General features: G+C 45.2%; 18 protein-coding genes and 1 pseudogene. 9 read left to right on the top strand and 10 right to left on the bottom strand.

Annotation, left to right across the window (positions count from 1 at the left end):
* Positions 1–46: 46 nt before the first annotated feature.
* Positions 47–1039 (bottom strand): lytic transglycosylase domain-containing protein, encoded by a 993-nt coding sequence (locus AOC28_RS10770; RefSeq protein WP_072583985.1) that lies wholly within the window; start codon positions 1037–1039, stop codon positions 47–49.
* A gap of 508 nt (positions 1040–1547) precedes the next feature.
* Here AOC28_RS10770 and AOC28_RS10775 point away from each other — a divergent pair.
* Entirely contained in the window at positions 1548–2570 is a 1023-nt protein-coding gene (locus AOC28_RS10775) for a DNA/RNA non-specific endonuclease (RefSeq protein ID WP_072583986.1), read from the top strand.
* Here the strand turns inward: AOC28_RS10775 and AOC28_RS10780 are convergent.
* Positions 2562–2804 (bottom strand): DUF3820 family protein, encoded by a 243-nt coding sequence (locus AOC28_RS10780; RefSeq protein WP_072583987.1) that lies wholly within the window; start codon positions 2802–2804, stop codon positions 2562–2564. The genes AOC28_RS10775 and AOC28_RS10780 overlap by 9 nt on opposite strands.
* A 152-nt stretch (positions 2805–2956) precedes the next feature.
* Here AOC28_RS10780 and AOC28_RS10785 point away from each other — a divergent pair, with 152 nt between their 5' ends.
* From AOC28_RS10785 to AOC28_RS10805, 5 genes are read left to right on the top strand one after another with little or no spacing between them, the layout of a single operon-like run.
* A complete protein-coding gene (locus AOC28_RS10785; protein WP_083564302.1) occupies positions 2957–3871 on the top strand; it encodes a DUF6662 family protein in 915 nt (304 codons plus the stop codon).
* 12 nt (positions 3872–3883) lie between these two features.
* Positions 3884–4063, top strand: coding sequence for a hypothetical protein (locus AOC28_RS10790; RefSeq protein WP_072583988.1), 180 nt, complete (start codon positions 3884–3886; stop codon positions 4061–4063).
* Between the two features lie 18 nt (positions 4064–4081).
* Positions 4082–4639, top strand: coding sequence for an FMN-binding protein (locus AOC28_RS10795; RefSeq protein ID WP_072583989.1), 558 nt, complete (start codon positions 4082–4084; stop codon positions 4637–4639).
* A 2-nt stretch (positions 4640–4641) separates the two neighbouring features.
* Entirely contained in the window at positions 4642–5463 is an 822-nt protein-coding gene (locus AOC28_RS10800; RefSeq protein WP_072583990.1) for an FAD:protein FMN transferase, read from the top strand.
* Positions 5460–5879 (top strand): hypothetical protein, encoded by a 420-nt coding sequence (locus tag AOC28_RS10805; RefSeq protein WP_072583991.1) that lies wholly within the window; start codon positions 5460–5462, stop codon positions 5877–5879. Before AOC28_RS10800 ends, AOC28_RS10805 begins: the two co-directional genes overlap by 4 nt.
* Before the next feature lie 36 nt (positions 5880–5915).
* Here AOC28_RS10805 and AOC28_RS10810 read toward each other — a convergent pair whose 3' ends face one another.
* Together AOC28_RS10810 and AOC28_RS10815 are read right to left on the bottom strand one after the other, a co-directional pair.
* Positions 5916–6227, bottom strand: a complete 312-nt coding sequence (locus AOC28_RS10810) for a metalloregulator ArsR/SmtB family transcription factor (protein WP_072583992.1) — start codon at positions 6225–6227, stop codon at positions 5916–5918.
* A 1-nt stretch (position 6228) separates the two neighbouring features.
* Positions 6229–7101, bottom strand: coding sequence for an MBL fold metallo-hydrolase (locus AOC28_RS10815; RefSeq protein ID WP_072583993.1), 873 nt, complete (start codon positions 7099–7101; stop codon positions 6229–6231).
* A 90-nt stretch (positions 7102–7191) separates the two neighbouring features.
* Between AOC28_RS10815 and AOC28_RS10820 the strand changes: the two genes are divergently transcribed.
* Both AOC28_RS10820 and AOC28_RS10825 read left to right on the top strand, forming a co-directional pair.
* On the top strand, positions 7192–8010 hold the full coding sequence (locus AOC28_RS10820; RefSeq protein WP_072583994.1) for a sulfite exporter TauE/SafE family protein: 819 nt from the start codon (positions 7192–7194) through the stop codon (positions 8008–8010).
* Positions 8011–8072: 62 nt separating this feature from the next.
* Positions 8073–8507 (top strand): hypothetical protein, encoded by a 435-nt coding sequence (locus AOC28_RS10825; RefSeq protein ID WP_237767796.1) that lies wholly within the window; start codon positions 8073–8075, stop codon positions 8505–8507.
* 120 nt (positions 8508–8627) lie between these two features.
* Here AOC28_RS10825 and AOC28_RS10830 read toward each other — a convergent pair whose 3' ends face one another.
* The 6 genes from AOC28_RS10830 to AOC28_RS10855 form a co-directional block, all read right to left on the bottom strand.
* Entirely contained in the window at positions 8628–9356 is a 729-nt protein-coding gene (locus AOC28_RS10830; RefSeq protein ID WP_072583995.1) for an ABC transporter ATP-binding protein, read from the bottom strand.
* Positions 9357–9386: 30 nt separating this feature from the next.
* Positions 9387–11315 carry a branched-chain amino acid ABC transporter ATP-binding protein/permease gene (locus AOC28_RS10835; protein ID WP_072584001.1) on the bottom strand — a complete coding sequence of 643 codons (1929 nt, stop codon included), beginning with the start codon at positions 11313–11315 and terminating at the stop codon, positions 9387–9389.
* Positions 11316–11317: 2 nt separating this feature from the next.
* Positions 11318–12196, bottom strand: coding sequence for a branched-chain amino acid ABC transporter permease (locus tag AOC28_RS10840; protein WP_072583996.1), 879 nt, complete (start codon positions 12194–12196; stop codon positions 11318–11320).
* 141 nt (positions 12197–12337) lie between these two features.
* Entirely contained in the window at positions 12338–13522 is a 1185-nt protein-coding gene (locus AOC28_RS10845) for an ABC transporter substrate-binding protein (RefSeq protein ID WP_072583997.1), read from the bottom strand.
* A 135-nt stretch (positions 13523–13657) separates the two neighbouring features.
* Positions 13658–14575 (bottom strand): EamA family transporter, encoded by a 918-nt coding sequence (locus AOC28_RS10850; protein ID WP_072583998.1) that lies wholly within the window; start codon positions 14573–14575, stop codon positions 13658–13660.
* Positions 14568–16202 (bottom strand): GMC family oxidoreductase N-terminal domain-containing protein, encoded by a 1635-nt coding sequence (locus tag AOC28_RS10855; RefSeq protein ID WP_072583999.1) that lies wholly within the window; start codon positions 16200–16202, stop codon positions 14568–14570. The genes AOC28_RS10850 and AOC28_RS10855 overlap by 8 nt, the downstream gene beginning before the upstream one ends.
* Positions 16203–16288: 86 nt before the next feature.
* Between AOC28_RS10855 and AOC28_RS10860 the strand changes: the two are divergent.
* A pseudogene (locus tag AOC28_RS10860) lies at positions 16289–16866 on the top strand (hypothetical protein); the annotation flags it as partial.

Raw genomic sequence — 16866 nt, forward strand, 5'->3', positions numbered from 1 at the left:
CTTGGGTGGCTTTTTATATACTTTGATCTACTTAAGATCTAAAAACTTAAGAGCGCAGATCCTTGCCGTTCAATGTCAAGCGATTAGACGAACGATTTTGACATAAACCAATCAGACGATTTCTTTCGGCCATCACTTTGTCCGCGTAGCCGCCATCATCCTCGGCATTCGCAGCACCAACGTAGTACTTCAGACCATTACGCAATGAACCAGCTGTAGCGATAAGGTATTTCAAGATATAGGCGCCAACACGGATGTTGACTTCTGGCTTAGCAGCCTCAGAAGTTCCGCCAAAGATTGCATATTTATCTTTATGTACTGCAGTCATTACTTGCATGAGACCTTCAGCACCGGCGTGACTCTTAGTGTTTGGGTTGAAATTAGATTCCACCGAGATTACTGCCAACAAAAGCACTGGGTCGATGTTGACTTCTTTTGCAATCAAAATCGTGTTTGAAACATACTCCTCAATCTTCGAACGATCAAGACTGTATTTCTTCTCAAAGAAGTCAGCTACGGCACGTTGATTCTGAATCGAACCCATTAAGTTGCTATCTAAAGCCTGGGGGTCCATCTTTGATGTTGGGATACGGTCAGACAGATGAGAAATCGATTTCACCTGCATTTGCGCCACAGAGGGCATTAACAAAGCTACGGTCTGCTGCTTGGCGCTAGTCAAACCAATTGAAGCAGGAATCTTAGACTTGCCATAGATTACTGCGGCAATCTCAGTATCAGCGGTTTGTGCGGCTGCTACCTCATTAGATTCTTTGTATTGATTGAGTATGCCAAAGCCGCTACTCCAAACCATATGGCGCGCCTCATCGGGAACAAGAATGCGTGCAAGATCAAAAGCGCCGGCATTAGTACCGTTGCCTGAAAGCCAAAAACCAACAACCATGAACACAGTTAAAACGAGTAGGCCATTAATGACTCTATAGACCGGAGACATGGCGTGCGCCAGCAGCTCTTTAGCAGTCAAAGCGCTTGACTGTGCATTCTGCATATCGCTCAAATTGTTAACTAAACATTTACTCATTCATTGTTTGCAAGGCCTCAAAAAACTAGACTACCGTTTTATGCTGCATTGCAATATTTAAAAAACATGGGTCATCCTAAGAAGTTTCTTATATCAAGTCAAGAATAAAGAAGTGGAAATCAATAACTTATTGATCTAGGAATCCGGGAGATCCCGTATACAGATAGCTAAAGACATATATAAGTCAATAAAATCAATAGCTTATGTAAGTTAGGGGGCACTAATTTCACTCTATAAAAAATTGGCTTAAACAGGACTTTTTTGTGTTTTTGGCCAAAAATTCAAACCAAAAAATCATATATCTAGTGCTTTCATGTCTGTAATTTTCTAGGGGTAGTGGCAAGGCAGATGTTATTGCAAGACAGTATTTACAAGACCTTCTTCAAGAAAACATGCACTTTGATATACAAAAAAATATCGCAAGAGTTCTGATTCTTATTAGCTGTGGAGCTAGCCCAAGATGAAAAATATGGGCTCATGGGAGGTGGAGGTCATACACTAAGAGCCCATGAAATTCATCCGTAACCTTCTTGCACTTGTAGCAATTTGCGCCTCATTAAATGCGCTTGCGGCTTTTGAAGACTGCAAGGATCTATTTCCGGCCCAGCAAATACCCACAAGTCCACAAGCTGGGCGTGACCTATGCTTTGATAGTTTTGCCATCTACTACTCTCCTCAGGATAAAAAGCCAATCTATACCGTTGAGAAGCTTAATCGGGAGCAGCTTTCCGCCCCGCACCCGCGCAGAGGTAATCAGTTTTACGAAGAAGCCAGACTACCCTTCTCCGAACGGGCCCTGCTCTCAGATTACCGCGGAAGCGGCTTTGATAGGGGTCATAACGCCCCAGCAGGCGACATGAGTAACGAACGCTCAATGGCTCAATCTTTCTCATTGGCTAATATGATGCCGCAGGCAAGGCAAAACAATCAGGGAATCTGGGCCAAAAATGTTGAGGAGCCAACAAGGGCTTATGCGAAAAGAGCTGCTGGCGACATTTACGTATTCACGGGTTCGATTGGAAACCGCGGCAGTATTGGCAGAAGTCACGTAACGATTCCCAGCCACTTATATAAGTTGGTATACGACTCCAATAAAAATACTGCTTGGGGATATTTGATTGAAAACACCAATGAAGCAACTATGACTCCGCCGATCCCCTATCAAGAGTTAGTACAAAAGACGGGAATTGACTTTCATTTACCTGTAGGTGAAGGCAGTAATACAAACAATACATCGGCACAGACCCATGACATCAAGGGGCAAAAGACTCTCGTTGGCGGATGGTATCCCATATTTTTTGACGATTACTCCCCCAGCAAGCTCAATGATGTCATTAACAATATCAAGTCGGGCAAGATAGCTAGCATTCAGATTCAATATGACCGCAATGACACTCTTGCAAAACAGATTGCCTTACAAATTGAATCGCAGACCAAGTTAAAGGCAGGCCTAATTCAAAGCAGTCCACCAGGATCAGCAACTGTGACTTACGAACGTAACCGCGTCACACTGATTATTCGCTCAAAGTAATTTAGATCTAGCTTGCAGGCCATGCGCCCGCTGAATTGGCGCCAAGAGTCCACGCAAACCATTGTGGTCTAGGGTATGCATTAATTCCAATAATTCACCAAGCTCGCCTTTGGGAAAACCTTCGCGGGCAAACCACGCCAAATAATTCCCCGGCAGATCAGCCAATGCACGCCCTGCGTGCTTACCAAAAGGCATCTTCATTAAAACCAATTTTTCCAAGGACTCAGCGTTCATTTGGGGAAATCTTACAAGCAAAAAAGAATAGGCCTATAGATTCCGCCATTTTTTAAGTCATGGTTATTTTCATTAGTTGAGAACCATTCTCATCTAATGCTATATTGAGAACCATTCTCATTTAGATTGATGACCACCAACCTCAAGGGACCATGAAATTGACCATTAATAGACTTCTTGCATTCAGCCTCTTCTTAGTTGCCACACTTCACTTTTCTTTAGCCCATGCAGGCGAGGGAGTGTTTGGCTGGATTTACACCTTAGATTTGCAGCCTAAGGGCAAGCTGGAGTTTGAGCAGCGCCTACAACTCAATCAACAGCAAGCAGCGGGAACTTACGATGCATTAACTGCTAGGACCGAACTGGAATACGGCTTAACTAACGACTTACAAGTTGCCGGCTATATCAACTCTTACTACACCAATGCAAATCAAAATTACACCAATCCAGAAGCATGCGGAGATGCCCCAACCTGTACAGGCGGTTATGGCGTTCCCTCTTCGCACGATCCTTCCACAGCCTATAAGAAAAGTGGCATTGAAGGCGGTTCTCTAGAAGCGATTTATCGCATTACCAATCCAGTAACTTCGCCAGTAGGTGTAGGGCTTTATCTAGAGCCAACATGGGGAAGAAACAAAGATGAACTCGAGGCGAGGCTTTTACTTCAATCTAACTTTATTGACGATCGATTAATTTTGGCGGGCAACGTTGTAGCCGCGAATGAGCGCTTAAAGTTTATTGAAAATGGTAACGTTCCTGAATCGATGCTCGATTTACTAGTGGGCGCGAGCTATCGCTTTGCCCCCAAGTGGTCGGCTGGTGTAGAGGCCCGTTTTCATAATGATTATTCAGAGCTCAATTTACGCAATCAAGTTCAAAGAGCCACTTTTGTAGGTCCCAATATGCATTACGCAGCCAAAGACTGGTGGGTTACTGGCGCTTGGCGCTATCAACTCGCAGGCGGCACCTGCATGGGCGGCGGAGAGGCTGAGTGCTCAGATGCTCGTGTCTGGGATAGCCACTCAGTAAATGAATTCATTGTCAAAGTTGGTTTCCCACTCAATTAACCGAAAGAACTCATGGAAATTCAGAACCTATTAGTTGCAGCTTTAGCTCATTTGCTGAAGTTTCAAGCCACCCAATGTCAAACAGCCAAGAAAAGAGCGTTGATGATCTTTGACAAACTCTCCAATGTCAAAGGCATCAACCCAGAAATTCAAGCACTTTGTAATGAAGCGAATGAATTGCTCACTGCCTAAGATTTTATTTAATAACCCATGAACTGGAAACCCAGCCCGTTAGTAATCCTTAGTTTAGCCATGATGAGTGCACCCATCATGGCCCAAGCAAAAATTTATGCTTCTGCAGAGCAAGCTCAAAAAATCCTTTTCCCCAACAAAATGCTGACGAAGTATCCCATCATCATTACAGATGATCTTCAGGAAAAGATGCGTATTGCATCTAGCATTCGTTACCCCTTTCAGGGCGAGCGCATCTGGAGGGCGAATGATGGTAGCTGGCTTGTGGTTGACGAAGTCATAGGCAAACATGAAATGATTACTTATGCCGTTGCTATCAACCCAAATGGCAGTATCGCTGGTATCGAAGTTTTGGAATACGTTGAGTCTTATGGTTATGAAGTAGCAGAAGCGCAATGGCGCAAACAGTTTGTAGGCAAGACCGCAAACGACCCTATCAAGCTCAATCAAGATATTCAGAATATTGGTGGCGCAACACTTTCTTGCAAACACCTTACTGATGGAGTGAAACGGGTAACCGTTTTATATGACCTAGCCCTGAAGAACTCTAATTCAAAACCCAGCCTCGGAAAGTAACAATGCTTCGTTGCAAACCACTTCTTGGCACCTTTGTAGAGATCTCCATAAATCAAGATGATGGGCAAGAGGCTATTGATAATGCTTTTGCAGCCATTCAAAATATTCATGACCTCATGGGATTTCACCATCCTCAAAGTGAGCTAAGCCAAATCAATCGAAACGCCCACATCGAAGCAGTTGAGATTCATCCGTGGACTGCGCAAGTCATCCGAATAGCAAAAGAGGTGCATCTTGAATCCGACGGCCTATTTAATTGTGGAATCGGCCATCGCCTGGTTGCTGCAGGATTATTGCCCTGCCATATCAACTACTCCAATCACGATCTTGGTGGCGTTGAAGATATTTACTTCTTGGCGCCCGACTTAATAGAGTCCTCTCGCCCAGTTTGCCTGGATCTGGGCGGAATCGCCAAAGGGTTTGCGGTAGATATGGCGGTGAGAGTCTTAATATCAGAGGGCATCGCATCTGGCTCGGTGAATGCTGGTGGTGACCTACGAGTCTTTGGAAATACATCTCTCCCCATTCAAGTTCGCCATCCTGAGAGTCCTGAGGAGTTGATTGAAATTGGTTCCTTGAAAGATGGTGCCATTGCTACAAGCAGCCTTTATTTTGCCAAAAGAGATGGCCTGAGGAGTCACATCATTAATCCTCTAGCCCAGAATTTTTCCGAGGTTCATATGGAGATTGCTGGGTCATTCTCTATCCTTGCAAAAGAGTGTGTTTACGCAGATGCACTCACCAAGGTTTTAGCCTTATCCAATAATGAGCATCACCCTTGCTTCAGCCATTTCTCAGCGCAAACACTGAGGATAGTCGCATGAGCCGCCTTGGGAAAATGCCCAACTGGCAAAGAACGCTAGTTATCTGGGGCATGATGACATGCTCTATCACTGGCCTGATATATCTTCTGGGTCATCAATTTCAGATACAAAGATCGACTCTTGGCACCCATAGCATTCTCGCAGCTCATGGCATAGCTGCAATGCTGGCTACCTTAGCTCTTGGATCAGTAATGCCTTTCCATATCAAGGCGGGATATAAGTCGAGAAAGCAGTTGTGGAGTGGTTTTAGCCAGTTGGGCTTCTTGGCAACGCTGCTCATTTCTGGCGCCCTACTCTATTACGGCCCAGAAGAGGCGAGAGACATAACCGTCGATACCCATTGGATAACGGGATTACTTTTTTTAGTGATTTTTATACTGCATTCTTTTAAAAAATTACGTCAAGCTAATCACTGAATCGATTGAATGCATGATTTTCTTTAATTCAATCCACTATTTTTTACAATAGTACTTATAGAGCAAGCCCATTACTGCGACTGCAACCTCGCTAGCTAACGAATAGTAAATCTGCTTACCTTCTCGGCGCGTCTTTACCAGCTTTTCTTTACGAAGAACGGTTAATTGCTGAGACAGCGTTGGTTGATGCAGATCCAAGGCAGCCTCTAGCTCGCTCACACATTTTTCACCTTGGCCGATTTCACATAAAAGCATCATGCGGTCACTATTGGATAAGACTTTCATTAACTTGCAGGCATCAGCCGCTGATGCCTGCATTTTCTTGAGCTCAGATTTAGTAATAGTCATCTCAAAGAGTGTTCAAAGGTATTTTTAAGTAGGATTTGCCATTCGCCTCTGGCTCGGGTAAATGACCTGCACGTATATTGACCTGAATAGATGGCAGTATGAGGTTGGGCATATCTAGAGTCGCGTCACGTTTATTCCGCATTTGCACAAATTGCTCCTCACTGATGCCTGCATTCACATGAATATTGAACCTCTTTTCCTCGCCAACCGTTGTGCAATAAGCCGCAGCACGATCTTCAGGCGGATAGTCATGGCACATATAGAGTTTTGTCTCATCGGGATAGGACAGCACCTTCTGAATAGAGCGGTATAAACTCTGGGCACTACCCCCGGGGAAATCACAACGTGCCGTACCAACATCAGGCATAAATATAGTGTCCCCAACAAATAGAGCATCCCCAATCTCATAAGCCATACATGCGGGCGTATGACCAGGCACATATAGTGCTTTTAGCGAGAGAGCTCCAAATGGCAGGGATTCACCATCTTTCAATAAGTGATCAAACTGGGATCCATCAACAGCAAATTGCTCGCCCAGATTAAAGACATCCTTAAAAACGTTTTGTACATTAGTGATGCGCTCTCCAATCACAATCTTCCCGCCTAACTTGCTTTGTATGTAGGGCGCTGCTGTGAGGTGGTCAGCATGTGCATGGGTTTCTAAAATCCTATCTAGCTGTAATTGCTCATTTTGAATAAAGCCAATGACTTCGTCAGCAGACCGAGTAGAAGCTCTACCTGATTTGGGGTCATAATTGAGGACCGAGTCTATTACTACACAGGGACTTTTCTTGCCTACGTAAACAACATAAGTAAAAGTCCAGGTTTCTGGATCAAAAAACGCTTTAACATCAGCGCGAGAGCTTGAATTCACAAAGGCCTTTCTTAGCAATATTGTATTTATTCTTTAAAAGAGTAAATAATATATTTATTTATATATTATCTTAATATAAAATTAATTGCAATGGACTATTCAATCCTTATCAGCCCCGGCTTAGGTCTTGTTGTGGGCCTACTCATGGGTCTTACAGGGGCCGGCGGCGGCATCCTGTCAGTTCCTTTGTTGGTATTTATTTTGCATTTACCGGTAGCTGAGGCTGCTCCAATCTCCCTCGCTGCAATTGCGCTCTCGGCAGGCGTTGGCGCTCTACTGGGATTGAAGAACAAGATTCTTCGATATAAAGCGGCCGGATTCATGGCAATGTTTGGGTTGATGCTTTCTCCAATCGGGCTATGGGCGTCGAAAAGCATTCCTAATGCGCCACTATTAATTCTTTTTAGCTGCACCCTGTTCTACGTCTCTATTCGCCTATATCGGCAAGCTTACAAAGAAATTCATGGCATACCTGATTTTGAGGGTAAATCACCGCCACCATGCTTATTGGATTCCTCAAGAGGCAAGTTATCTTGGAATGTGCCATGCGCTAGAGCATTAATGTTGTCAGGTGGTTTAGCAGGCTTTCTATCGGGGCTCCTGGGCGTGGGCGGAGGATTTGTGATTGTTCCTGCGCTCAAGCGCTACACCGATTTGCCCATCAACTCAATAGTTGCAACATCATTAGGCGTGCTTGCCATCATTGCTGGGGGCGGCACTCTTTTGTCAGCCATGTCAGGAAGTCTTGACCTTGCAATTGCAGCGCCTTTTGCATTAGGAGCCTTGCTTGGGTTACTAATTGGTAGGGGATTCGGCAAAAAACTCAGCGGCCCAAGATTGCAGCAAATTTTTTCTGTTTTGACATTTTGCGTTGCCATCAGCCTAATTGTTAAGGGGTTCTCAAGTTAATGAAAAGACCTTTGGCATCGTTTATCTTTATTCTTATATTTAGTCTTTTGGGAGTTTTGCTGATGTCCATTACTAAACCAAGCACTTTTCTATCAAACTCAATCAGCACCATTTCTGGTACGGTCAGCAATCTCAACAATGAGTTACTAGAATACGTAAACCCAGAAAAGCCTACTCACGATCATTCTTCGCAGTATTACCAACGCTTTTTTATCTCCAAATTTAATTTGGGCGAAACAGCAATCGAAGCAAAGTTTTCATTCCCTATGAAAATTGCTGATGGCGATCAGGTCACTGTATCGGGATACCCAAAGGGCGGCGCCTTTCAAGTTCTTGCCTATAACAACCAAACCCAGCAAGTGGCCAGCAATGAAAATTGGGTTGTATTGGGCTTAGGCGCCCTCTTCTTCCTTGCGGTAGCTATAGGCCTACTGAATAGTGAACTGGTAGCTGAAGGCGCACTGATTCCCAAAGTCTTTTGTTTGGGTTTACTGTAGTTGCCCTTTACATGGGCTATCGCGCTTTGCTGATTCGAGAGGCTATAAAGCTCTTATCTAGCTAAAGAAAAAGCCCTTATTGCTAAGGGCTTTTTTATTACTTTCAACTCAAGCAACTACTTAGTGACCACCAGCGCCACCCAAGTAAGCCGCTTTCACAGCGGGATCGTCCTTGAGCTTTTCAGCAGGTCCGTGAGTAGCAATCTTGCCGTTCTCTAGTACATAACCATAATCAGCTACGTTTAAAGCGGCGGCAGCAAACTGCTCAACCAATAACATGGTTACGCCCTGTGACTTCAAGTTAGAGATGATCTTAAATACTTCCTCAACCAAGATTGGGGCAAGGCCCATGGATGGTTCATCCAAAAGAATAATCTCTGGGTTTAGCATCACAGCACGCGCCATTGCCAACATCTGCTGTTCACCACCAGATAAGGTACCAGCCAATTGATTGCGACGCTCTTTAAGGCGTGGGAACATTTCAAGAGACTTTTCCAAGTCTTGCTTGATATCACCTTTTGGGCGGCTACCAGTAAAGCGTGGAAACGCACCAAGCAACAAGTTATCAGTTACGGACATCGTTGTAAACACGCGGCGACCTTCAGGGCTGTGAGCCAAACCTAGGCGGGCGATTTTATGAGAGTCGTAACCATCAATTTTTTCGCCACCCAATGTGACTTCGCCAGCTGTTGGCTTAATCATGCCAGTAATAGCGCGCATGGTGGTGGTTTTGCCAGCACCGTTTGAGCCAATCAAAGTAATCACTTGACCCTTAGGAACATCAATATTGATGCCATGGAGGACTTTTACTTTGCCGTAGCCTGCTTCAAGATTCTTAATAGATAACATGGTATTTACCGATTCAATATGTTCTAGTGATTAAGTACCCAAGTAGGCATGAATCACCTTCTCGTCTGCCTGAACTTCAGCTGGTTTACCTTCTGCAATCTTCTGACCAAAGTCCAATACAGAAACGGTATCGCAAACTGACATCACCACATCCATGTGATGCTCAATCAGGATGAAAGTAATACCGCTATCGCGGATCTTACGAATAATGCGCAAGAGTTCTTTGATGTCTGGTGCTGTTAAACCAGCAGCAGGCTCGTCCAACAAGAGCAACTCAGGATCCAATGCTAAAGCACGAGCAATCTCCAGCAAACGTTGCTTACCGTATGGCAAGTTACGCGCTTCTTCATTCGCTAAATCATCTAGGCCAACGAATTTAAGTAAGGCCATTGCACGAGCATATGCTTCAGCTTCTTCTTTCTTATAGCGTGGCAGATGTAATGCAATTTCTAACATGTTTGATTTAAAGGTGTGATGCAAGCCAACCAAAATATTTTGGATCGCCGTCATTTCACCGAAGAGTTGAACGTTTTGGAAGGTGCGTGCGATACCAGACAGGGCGATATCGGAAGAAGTCTTACCAACCACGCTTTCACCTGCGTACAACACGTTACCTGCAGTAGGTGTGTAAATACCAGTCAACACGTTCATCATCGTGCTCTTACCGGATCCGTTAGGACCGATCAAACCATGGATGGTGCCGCGCTTGATACTGAGATCAACTTTGTTCAATGCCTTTAAGCCACCGAACTGCATCAATACAGAATCTACTTTCAGGAGCTCAGCACCCGTATTTTGATTGGCAACAGTACTAATGAAGTTAATGGAATCATCCACCTCTTCGTGATCACCGCCGCGAGTAGTTTTAGCCTTACCAACCATCACCTGGTAGAAGCTTTTCGCGAAACCAACGATACCGCTTTGCAAGTAATACACCACTAGCAAAATCATGAAGCCGAAAATACTCAAACGCCAATCAGAAATGCTATTCAACCAAAATGAAAATGCTGCTAAGCCCACTACACCGATGATTGGAAGAGCTACGCGCTTAGGAGTAGTTATCTTCTTGGATAGAGCCATGCCAGCCCCCACTACCACCACGATTGCAATAATCGAAGCAACGATGCGGAATAGATTGATGTCGTCCAAGAGTTTTGGCAATAAGACAATGATGGCCGCACCAATGATCGCACCAAGGCGTGACTTACGTCCACCCATAATGATACCGAGCAAGAATAAAACGGCTAGCTCGTTGTTATAGGTATTAGGTGAAATATATTGCTCTGAGTAGGCATACAAGCAACCAGCCAAACCAGCAAAACCAGCGCTAATCACAAATGCGATCACCTTAAAGCGATAAACAGATACACCCATGCAGTCACAAGCAATTGGGCTATCACGCAATGCTTCAAAAGCGCGGCCCATTTGTGATTTAACAAAACGATCGACAACAATCATTGCCAAAATAGCTACTGCTGATACCAACCAAAAATACTCGGTGACGCTCATAGGAACACCCATGAGCTCAGGGAGTGTTAGCTTAATTCCCAATGGCCCTTCGGTTAACCAATCCATCTCATTAATCAGAATCTGCGCAATTGTTCCAAAAGCCAAGGTCACCATCGCCAAATAAGGCCCAACCACCTTGAGAGCAGGCAGCGCCAAGATGCCACCAAAGATAGCCGTAACAATAATGGATGCGGGAATGGTCGCCCAAATTGGGAGGCCTAAATGGAAAAATAAAATACCTGCCGTATAAGAACCAATACCAAACAAGCCAGCATGACCCAAAGATACTTGACCTACATAACCGACTACGATATCCAATCCGAACAAAAGGATGGTGTAGATCAGAATCGTTTCAACTAGGTGGATGTAATAAGGATTGTGGACGAACAGGGGGAAGCAAACGAGCCCCGCAATCGCAATGAATATCGGTAATAGAGACTTCAATTTCATCATTAAACTTTCTTAATCGCAGATTTGCCGAAGAGACCAGATGGTTTGTACGCCAACACGAGCAATAACAAGATCAAGCCGGGCACATCTTTGTAACCAGTAGAGATATAAAAACCGGTTGCTGTTTCTACGATACCGAGAATCAAGCCACCAACAATAATGCCAAGGCCGCTAGATAAGCCGCCAATAATCGCTACAGCGAAAGCCTTTAATCCTAGCGCGCCACCCATGGTTGCGCCAGTCAGAGTTAACGGTGCAATCAATACGCCCGCGAACGCTGCAGTTAAAGAAGAAAGCGCATAAGAGAAGGTAATTACTACGCTGGTATTAATACCCATCAAGCCAGCTGCATCACGGTCATTGGCTGTCGCAACAACCGCTTTACCGTAAATAGTTTTACGGTTAAAGAACTCCACCAACAACATCATCACTAATGCGCCAACGACTACTAAAATTTCCATTGGCAGAATATTTGCACCCAAGAAACTCATTGGCTCCATTGGTAACGGCGATGGAAATGGCAATGCATCACGACCCCAAATATTTTCAGCCACGTTCTTGAAAATAATACCAAGAGCGATGGTAGACATAATCCAACCAAACTCCGATTTAATCTTAATTGCAGGACGGACGCCGATGAGCTCAACGAAGCTACCTTGCAACATACCAAACAAGCAAACTACTGGAATCATCACCCAGTAATTCATGCCAAATGTATCTACGCAAGTTAAACCTACAAGAGCACCCAACATCAGCGCTTCACCCTGACCGAAGTTCAAGGTGCCAGATGTGGCAAATGTGAGCTGAAAGCCGAAAGCGATGACCGCGTAGATCATCCCCACCGCTATGCCGCTCGAGAGGATTTGTGCAAACATGTCCATGTTATTGGCCTAAATATTCTTAAAACTGTTTTATTAACGAATCCGTCATTGTAAGCAAAACGCCGCTTGTGGGCGGCGTTTTGTCTTATCTAATGCTGCAGTGCAAAATAATTATTTAGATTGCCTGCCCTAGAGCTTAAATTACTTCTTTTTAGCTGTTGCGTCTTCAGCATTCAAGAACTGAACACGGCCACTTTCAACTACGCCCATAACTACGTCTTTGGACTTGATAGCCTCATGGTCAGTTGCAGTAAATGGCTTGTTATAAGTAATCACAACACCTTCAACTGGAGCCTTCAGATCTTGCAAAGCTGCCAAAATCTTTGGTCCCTCTGTGCTGTTTGCTTGCTTGATAGCAGCAGCTAACAAATAAACAGAGTCATATCCCTGAGCAGCAGAAACTGGGGAAGCAATGATGCCATTCTTAGGCTTGAAGTCTTTCAAGTAAGCATCAACGAAAGCTTTACGCTTTGGAGTTGTTGCAGGACTCTGAATGAAAGTTTCCGGCATCGTTGCGCCGTCACCATTTTTACCAGCTGTATCAATAAAGCTAGCCATTGACAATGTCCAGCTACCAATCATTGGTTTTTTCCAACCCAACTTTGCCATACCGTTAGCAATTTGCGCCAACTCAGGTCCAATTGCGTAAGTCAAAACTACATCAGCACCAGCATTTTTTGCTTTGAGCAATTGTGAAGTCATGTCTACGTCACCAATATTGAACTTTTCAGTTGCAACTGGAGTAACGCCATAACCCTTCAATGCCTTCTCTAAGTCCTCGCGGCCTAACTGACCGTAGTTTGTTGAGTCAGCCAAAATTGCTACTTTTTTCAAGCCACGCTTCTCAACCGCTTCTTTAGCGATCATTGGTGCTTGAATATTGTCAGCTGCAGCATTACGGAAAACATAGTTTTCAGCAGCATTTGGGAACTGATGAGTAATCAATGTGCCTGTTGCAACGTTATTAAATACTGGAATCTTTGCTTCTTGATAAAAGCGTTGTGAAGCCAATGCAACACCGGTATTGATGTACCCCAAAGTAGCAACTACTTTTTCGTTGTTAATCAATTCTTGTGCAATTTGAACGCCACGCTCGTTTTTCGCTTCATCATCGCGCTCAACCAAAACGATTTTGTTGCCGTTGATACCACCAGCGGCATTAATTTCTTTTGCAGCAAGGCGCACACCGTCACGCATACTGACACCCATTGAGGATGAACCACCAGTAAATGGACCTGCAACACCAAGTTTGATATCGGCAGCATAAGCGCCGGTTGTAAGCATTGCAGCAGCGGCTACTGCAAAAATGTGATGACGAATGTTCATAAAGTCTCCATGACTAAAAATTGCTAATTAATAAATACTTTTTTATAGGTAAAACCGAAACGAACAGTTATCTTACTGTTAATACAAAGGCAAAAAAAGGGCCTTGTATTAGGGTTTTACATTAGCCCAAGAGACTCAAGAAAATTGCCGTTTCAGGCTGCGTTCAATGTTTGGCCAAAAAAGATTGATGATCAGTCCAACTATCACCAAGCCCGCTGCCAAGATCTTCCATGGCGGCAATGACTCCCCCAAGAAATAGGCTGCCGCCCCCATGCCAAAAATAGGTACCAGCAAAGGCGCAGGCGCAACCACTGCCGCCGGATGCTTAGAGAGCAGCCACGCCCAGGCGGAATAGCCAAAGATGGTGTTTCCCCAAGACTGCCAAAGAACACCAGCCCATGCCCCTACTGGGGCTGAGGTTAAAGAAGTACTCATATGCCCCCACCCGCCCTCAAAAAGGAAGGAAATCGCAAATAGAGGGGGAATCGCAAAAGCACTTGCCCAAACCACGTAGGCCAGCATATTAATAGAGCCCGCCCTTCGGCTAACCGTATTGGCAACCCCCCACGAAAAGCCAGTAAATACCACCAAGGCAAGTCCCAAGAAGGTGGTTGTGGCATCAGTGTGCAGCGCAATAATTCCCAAGCCAGTCATAGCAACCAGTACCGCCAGCATTTGATAAGTGCGCAAACGCTCTTTGGCAAAAAACATCGCAAAGCCGATAGTAAAAAATACCTGGGTCTGAATCACCAGGGAAGCTAGACCCGGGGAGATACGGCCATCGATCGCAAAGTACAGGACTCCGAACTGCCCCACACCCACTGCTAAACCATAAATACTAAGATTGACCCAAGATGTTTTGGGTCTTGGCACAAAGAACACCAGCGGAAGAAATGCAAAGGTATATCTGAGTGCAGCGAACAAAAATGGTGGAAAAGCTGCGAGTGACAATTTAATGACTACAAAGTTCGTACCCCACACTGCCACAATAGCCAACGCTAGCAATAAATGACTAGCGGGTAATGAATAGCTTTTCTGTGAAGTCTTAGGCACGCGTTAACAATTCCGACACGCGCTCAGCGATCATCATCGTGGGGGCAGCGGTATTGCCCGAAGTAATCGTAGGCATCGCCGAAGCATCGACTATACGCAGATGATGAATGCCTCTCACGCGTAATTCAGAATCGAGCACCGCCATCGGATCGTTATCGCGCCCCATCTTGCATGTGCCTACCGGATGGAAGATGGTTGTACCAATATCCCCCGCCGCTTTAACCAACTCATCATCCGTTTGATATTGCACGCCCGGTTTGTATTCTTCTGGAGCATAAGGACCTAGGGCGGCCTGCTGGGCAATCTTGCGAGTTAAGCGCAAAGATTCTGCTGCTACCTTGCGATCTTCATCAGTCGACAAATAATTCGGACTAATCACTGGCGGCGCTTCAGGATCAGTCGAGTTAATGTGAACACTACCTCGCGAGGTGGGGCGTACATTGCAAACGCTTGCCGTAAAGGCATTAAATGAATGCAAATCCTCACCAAACTTTTCCAGGGACAAAGGTTGCACGTGATACTCAACGTTGGCACTCTTTTGTTCTGGCGAGCTGTACGCAAATGCACCCAACTGTGATGGCGCCATCGACATTGGGCCAGATCGCTTAAAGAGATACTCCAAGCCGATCATCATCTTTCCCAAAAGAGTATTGGCTTTCGTGTTTAAGGTCTTAATACCATTCACTTTGTAAACCATGCGCAGCTGTAAATGATCTTGTAAGTTCTCGCCGACACCTGGGAGATGAGCGATAACAGGGATACCTAATTGGTTTAAATGTGCGGCAGCGCCAACACCGGACCGCTCTAGAATTTGTACACTACCAATCGCGCCTGCACTCAATAACACCTCTCCACCCTGCTCGATGGCACATAAGGCTTCGCAGGCTTGACCATCCTTGATGTATTCAACCCCAAGACAATTTTTAGTGGCGGGATCAATTTTAAGTTTTGTCACCACAGCTTGAGTTAATACTGTGAGATTAGGACGCTTTGCCGCATCCCTTAAAAAAGCTTTGGAAGTATTTAAACGCCAACCAGCGCGTTGACTCACATCGAAGTAACCCACGCCAAAGTTATCGCCACAATTGAAGTCATCTGAAGCCGGAATGCCCGCCTCAACTGCAGCCTCTTTAACTCGATCCATGATAGGCCAACGTAAGCGCTGCTTTGAAACGGTCCACTCACCACCCTTACCATGCCACTCATTTGCAGCGCTGTGGTAATCCTCAAATGACTTGTAACGCTTAAGAGCATTTTCCCAAGACCAAGAATCATCGCCAGTTGCCTGAACCCAAGACTCATAGTCCCCTGCTTGACCACGCATATAAATCATGCCGTTAATCGATGAGCATCCACCCAAAACACGTCCACGCGGATACAGCAAGGATCGGCCGTTTAAGCCCTTTTCGGCGGCCGTTTTAAAACGCCAATCCGCCCTTGGGTTATCAATGCAATACAAGTATCCAACTGGAATGTGGATCCAGATGTAGTTGTCATTCTTGCCAGCCTCAATCAGCAAGACCCTCTTATTAGGATTCTCAGTCAAGCGCTTAGCCAACATGCAGCCAGCACTACCCGCTCCGATGATGATGTAATCGTAGAGATTATTTCGATTGATGTCAGTCATAGCTATTTTTCAAAGCAAGTCTTTTATTAGCACCCATTATTGTATAAGCTCAAACACATCCTGGACTTTCTAGAAGAAAGTTCACCGTGCAAGTCCAATTCATGGGGTACCGAGTAAAAGGTCTTTATCGTATTGCTAAGTTAGGTTTGATTGAGGCTGGCATGGATGAAGAGGTTCGTAAACGCTTGAAAATATTGACTCATTGGCAAGAGTTTGGTCTAAAGTCCACAATCCATGCTTTTGGGGTGGGTCGTAGCACTCTATATGCTTGGCGCACTTTGCTTGGTAAAGCCAGAGGCAACACAGCTGCCCTAAAGCCTCAAAGCAAGCGCCCCAAGACCATGAGGCCCATTGCCTGGCATCCAATGATCCTAGCTGAAGTCAAACGCTTACGGCAATGGCATCCTAATTTGGGTAAGGAAAAGGTCTTTGCCAAACTGGTACCGTTTTGCCAGAAGCATCGCCTGCCGCTACCTAGCGTAAGTACGATTGGTCGCATGATTAGCTCAGTTCCAGACAAAATGCGTACCAGCGCGTATCGCATTAACTCCAAAGGCCAGCGCCGCTCCATTAGTAAAGAAAAGGTAACTCGCAAACCTAAAGGATTAGCCCTAAAACCCCTGGAGTGCTTGGCCTTTGACAGCATTGTGCGTCAGCGCCAATA

It is taken from the genome of Polynucleobacter sp. MWH-Adler-W8 (assembly GCF_001889925.1).
GTDB lineage: Bacteria > Pseudomonadota > Gammaproteobacteria > Burkholderiales > Burkholderiaceae > Polynucleobacter.

Excerpts from the sequence above, each read along its gene's own strand:
- AOC28_RS10770 (WP_072583985.1), bottom strand. The coding sequence starts at position 1,039 with ATGAGTAAATGTTTAGTTAACAATTTGAGCGATATGCAGAATGCACAG.
- AOC28_RS10775 (WP_072583986.1), top strand. The coding sequence starts at position 1,548 with ATGAAATTCATCCGTAACCTTCTTGCACTTGTAGCAATTTGCGCCTCA.
- AOC28_RS10780 (WP_072583987.1), bottom strand. The coding sequence starts at position 2,804 with ATGAACGCTGAGTCCTTGGAAAAATTGGTTTTAATGAAGATGCCTTTT.
- AOC28_RS10785 (WP_083564302.1), top strand. The coding sequence starts at position 2,957 with ATGAAATTGACCATTAATAGACTTCTTGCATTCAGCCTCTTCTTAGTT.
- AOC28_RS10790 (WP_072583988.1), top strand. The coding sequence starts at position 3,884 with ATGGAAATTCAGAACCTATTAGTTGCAGCTTTAGCTCATTTGCTGAAG.
- AOC28_RS10795 (WP_072583989.1), top strand. The coding sequence starts at position 4,082 with ATGAACTGGAAACCCAGCCCGTTAGTAATCCTTAGTTTAGCCATGATG.
- AOC28_RS10800 (WP_072583990.1), top strand. The coding sequence starts at position 4,642 with ATGCTTCGTTGCAAACCACTTCTTGGCACCTTTGTAGAGATCTCCATA.
- AOC28_RS10805 (WP_072583991.1), top strand. The coding sequence starts at position 5,460 with ATGAGCCGCCTTGGGAAAATGCCCAACTGGCAAAGAACGCTAGTTATC.
- AOC28_RS10810 (WP_072583992.1), bottom strand. The coding sequence starts at position 6,227 with ATGACTATTACTAAATCTGAGCTCAAGAAAATGCAGGCATCAGCGGCT.
- AOC28_RS10820 (WP_072583994.1), top strand. The coding sequence starts at position 7,192 with ATGGACTATTCAATCCTTATCAGCCCCGGCTTAGGTCTTGTTGTGGGC.
- AOC28_RS10825 (WP_237767796.1), top strand. The coding sequence starts at position 8,073 with ATGTCCATTACTAAACCAAGCACTTTTCTATCAAACTCAATCAGCACC.
- AOC28_RS10830 (WP_072583995.1), bottom strand. The coding sequence starts at position 9,356 with ATGTTATCTATTAAGAATCTTGAAGCAGGCTACGGCAAAGTAAAAGTC.
- AOC28_RS10835 (WP_072584001.1), bottom strand. The coding sequence starts at position 11,315 with ATGAAATTGAAGTCTCTATTACCGATATTCATTGCGATTGCGGGGCTC.
- AOC28_RS10840 (WP_072583996.1), bottom strand. The coding sequence starts at position 12,196 with ATGGACATGTTTGCACAAATCCTCTCGAGCGGCATAGCGGTGGGGATG.
- AOC28_RS10845 (WP_072583997.1), bottom strand. The coding sequence starts at position 13,522 with ATGAACATTCGTCATCACATTTTTGCAGTAGCCGCTGCTGCAATGCTT.
- AOC28_RS10855 (WP_072583999.1), bottom strand. The coding sequence starts at position 16,202 with ATGACTGACATCAATCGAAATAATCTCTACGATTACATCATCATCGGA.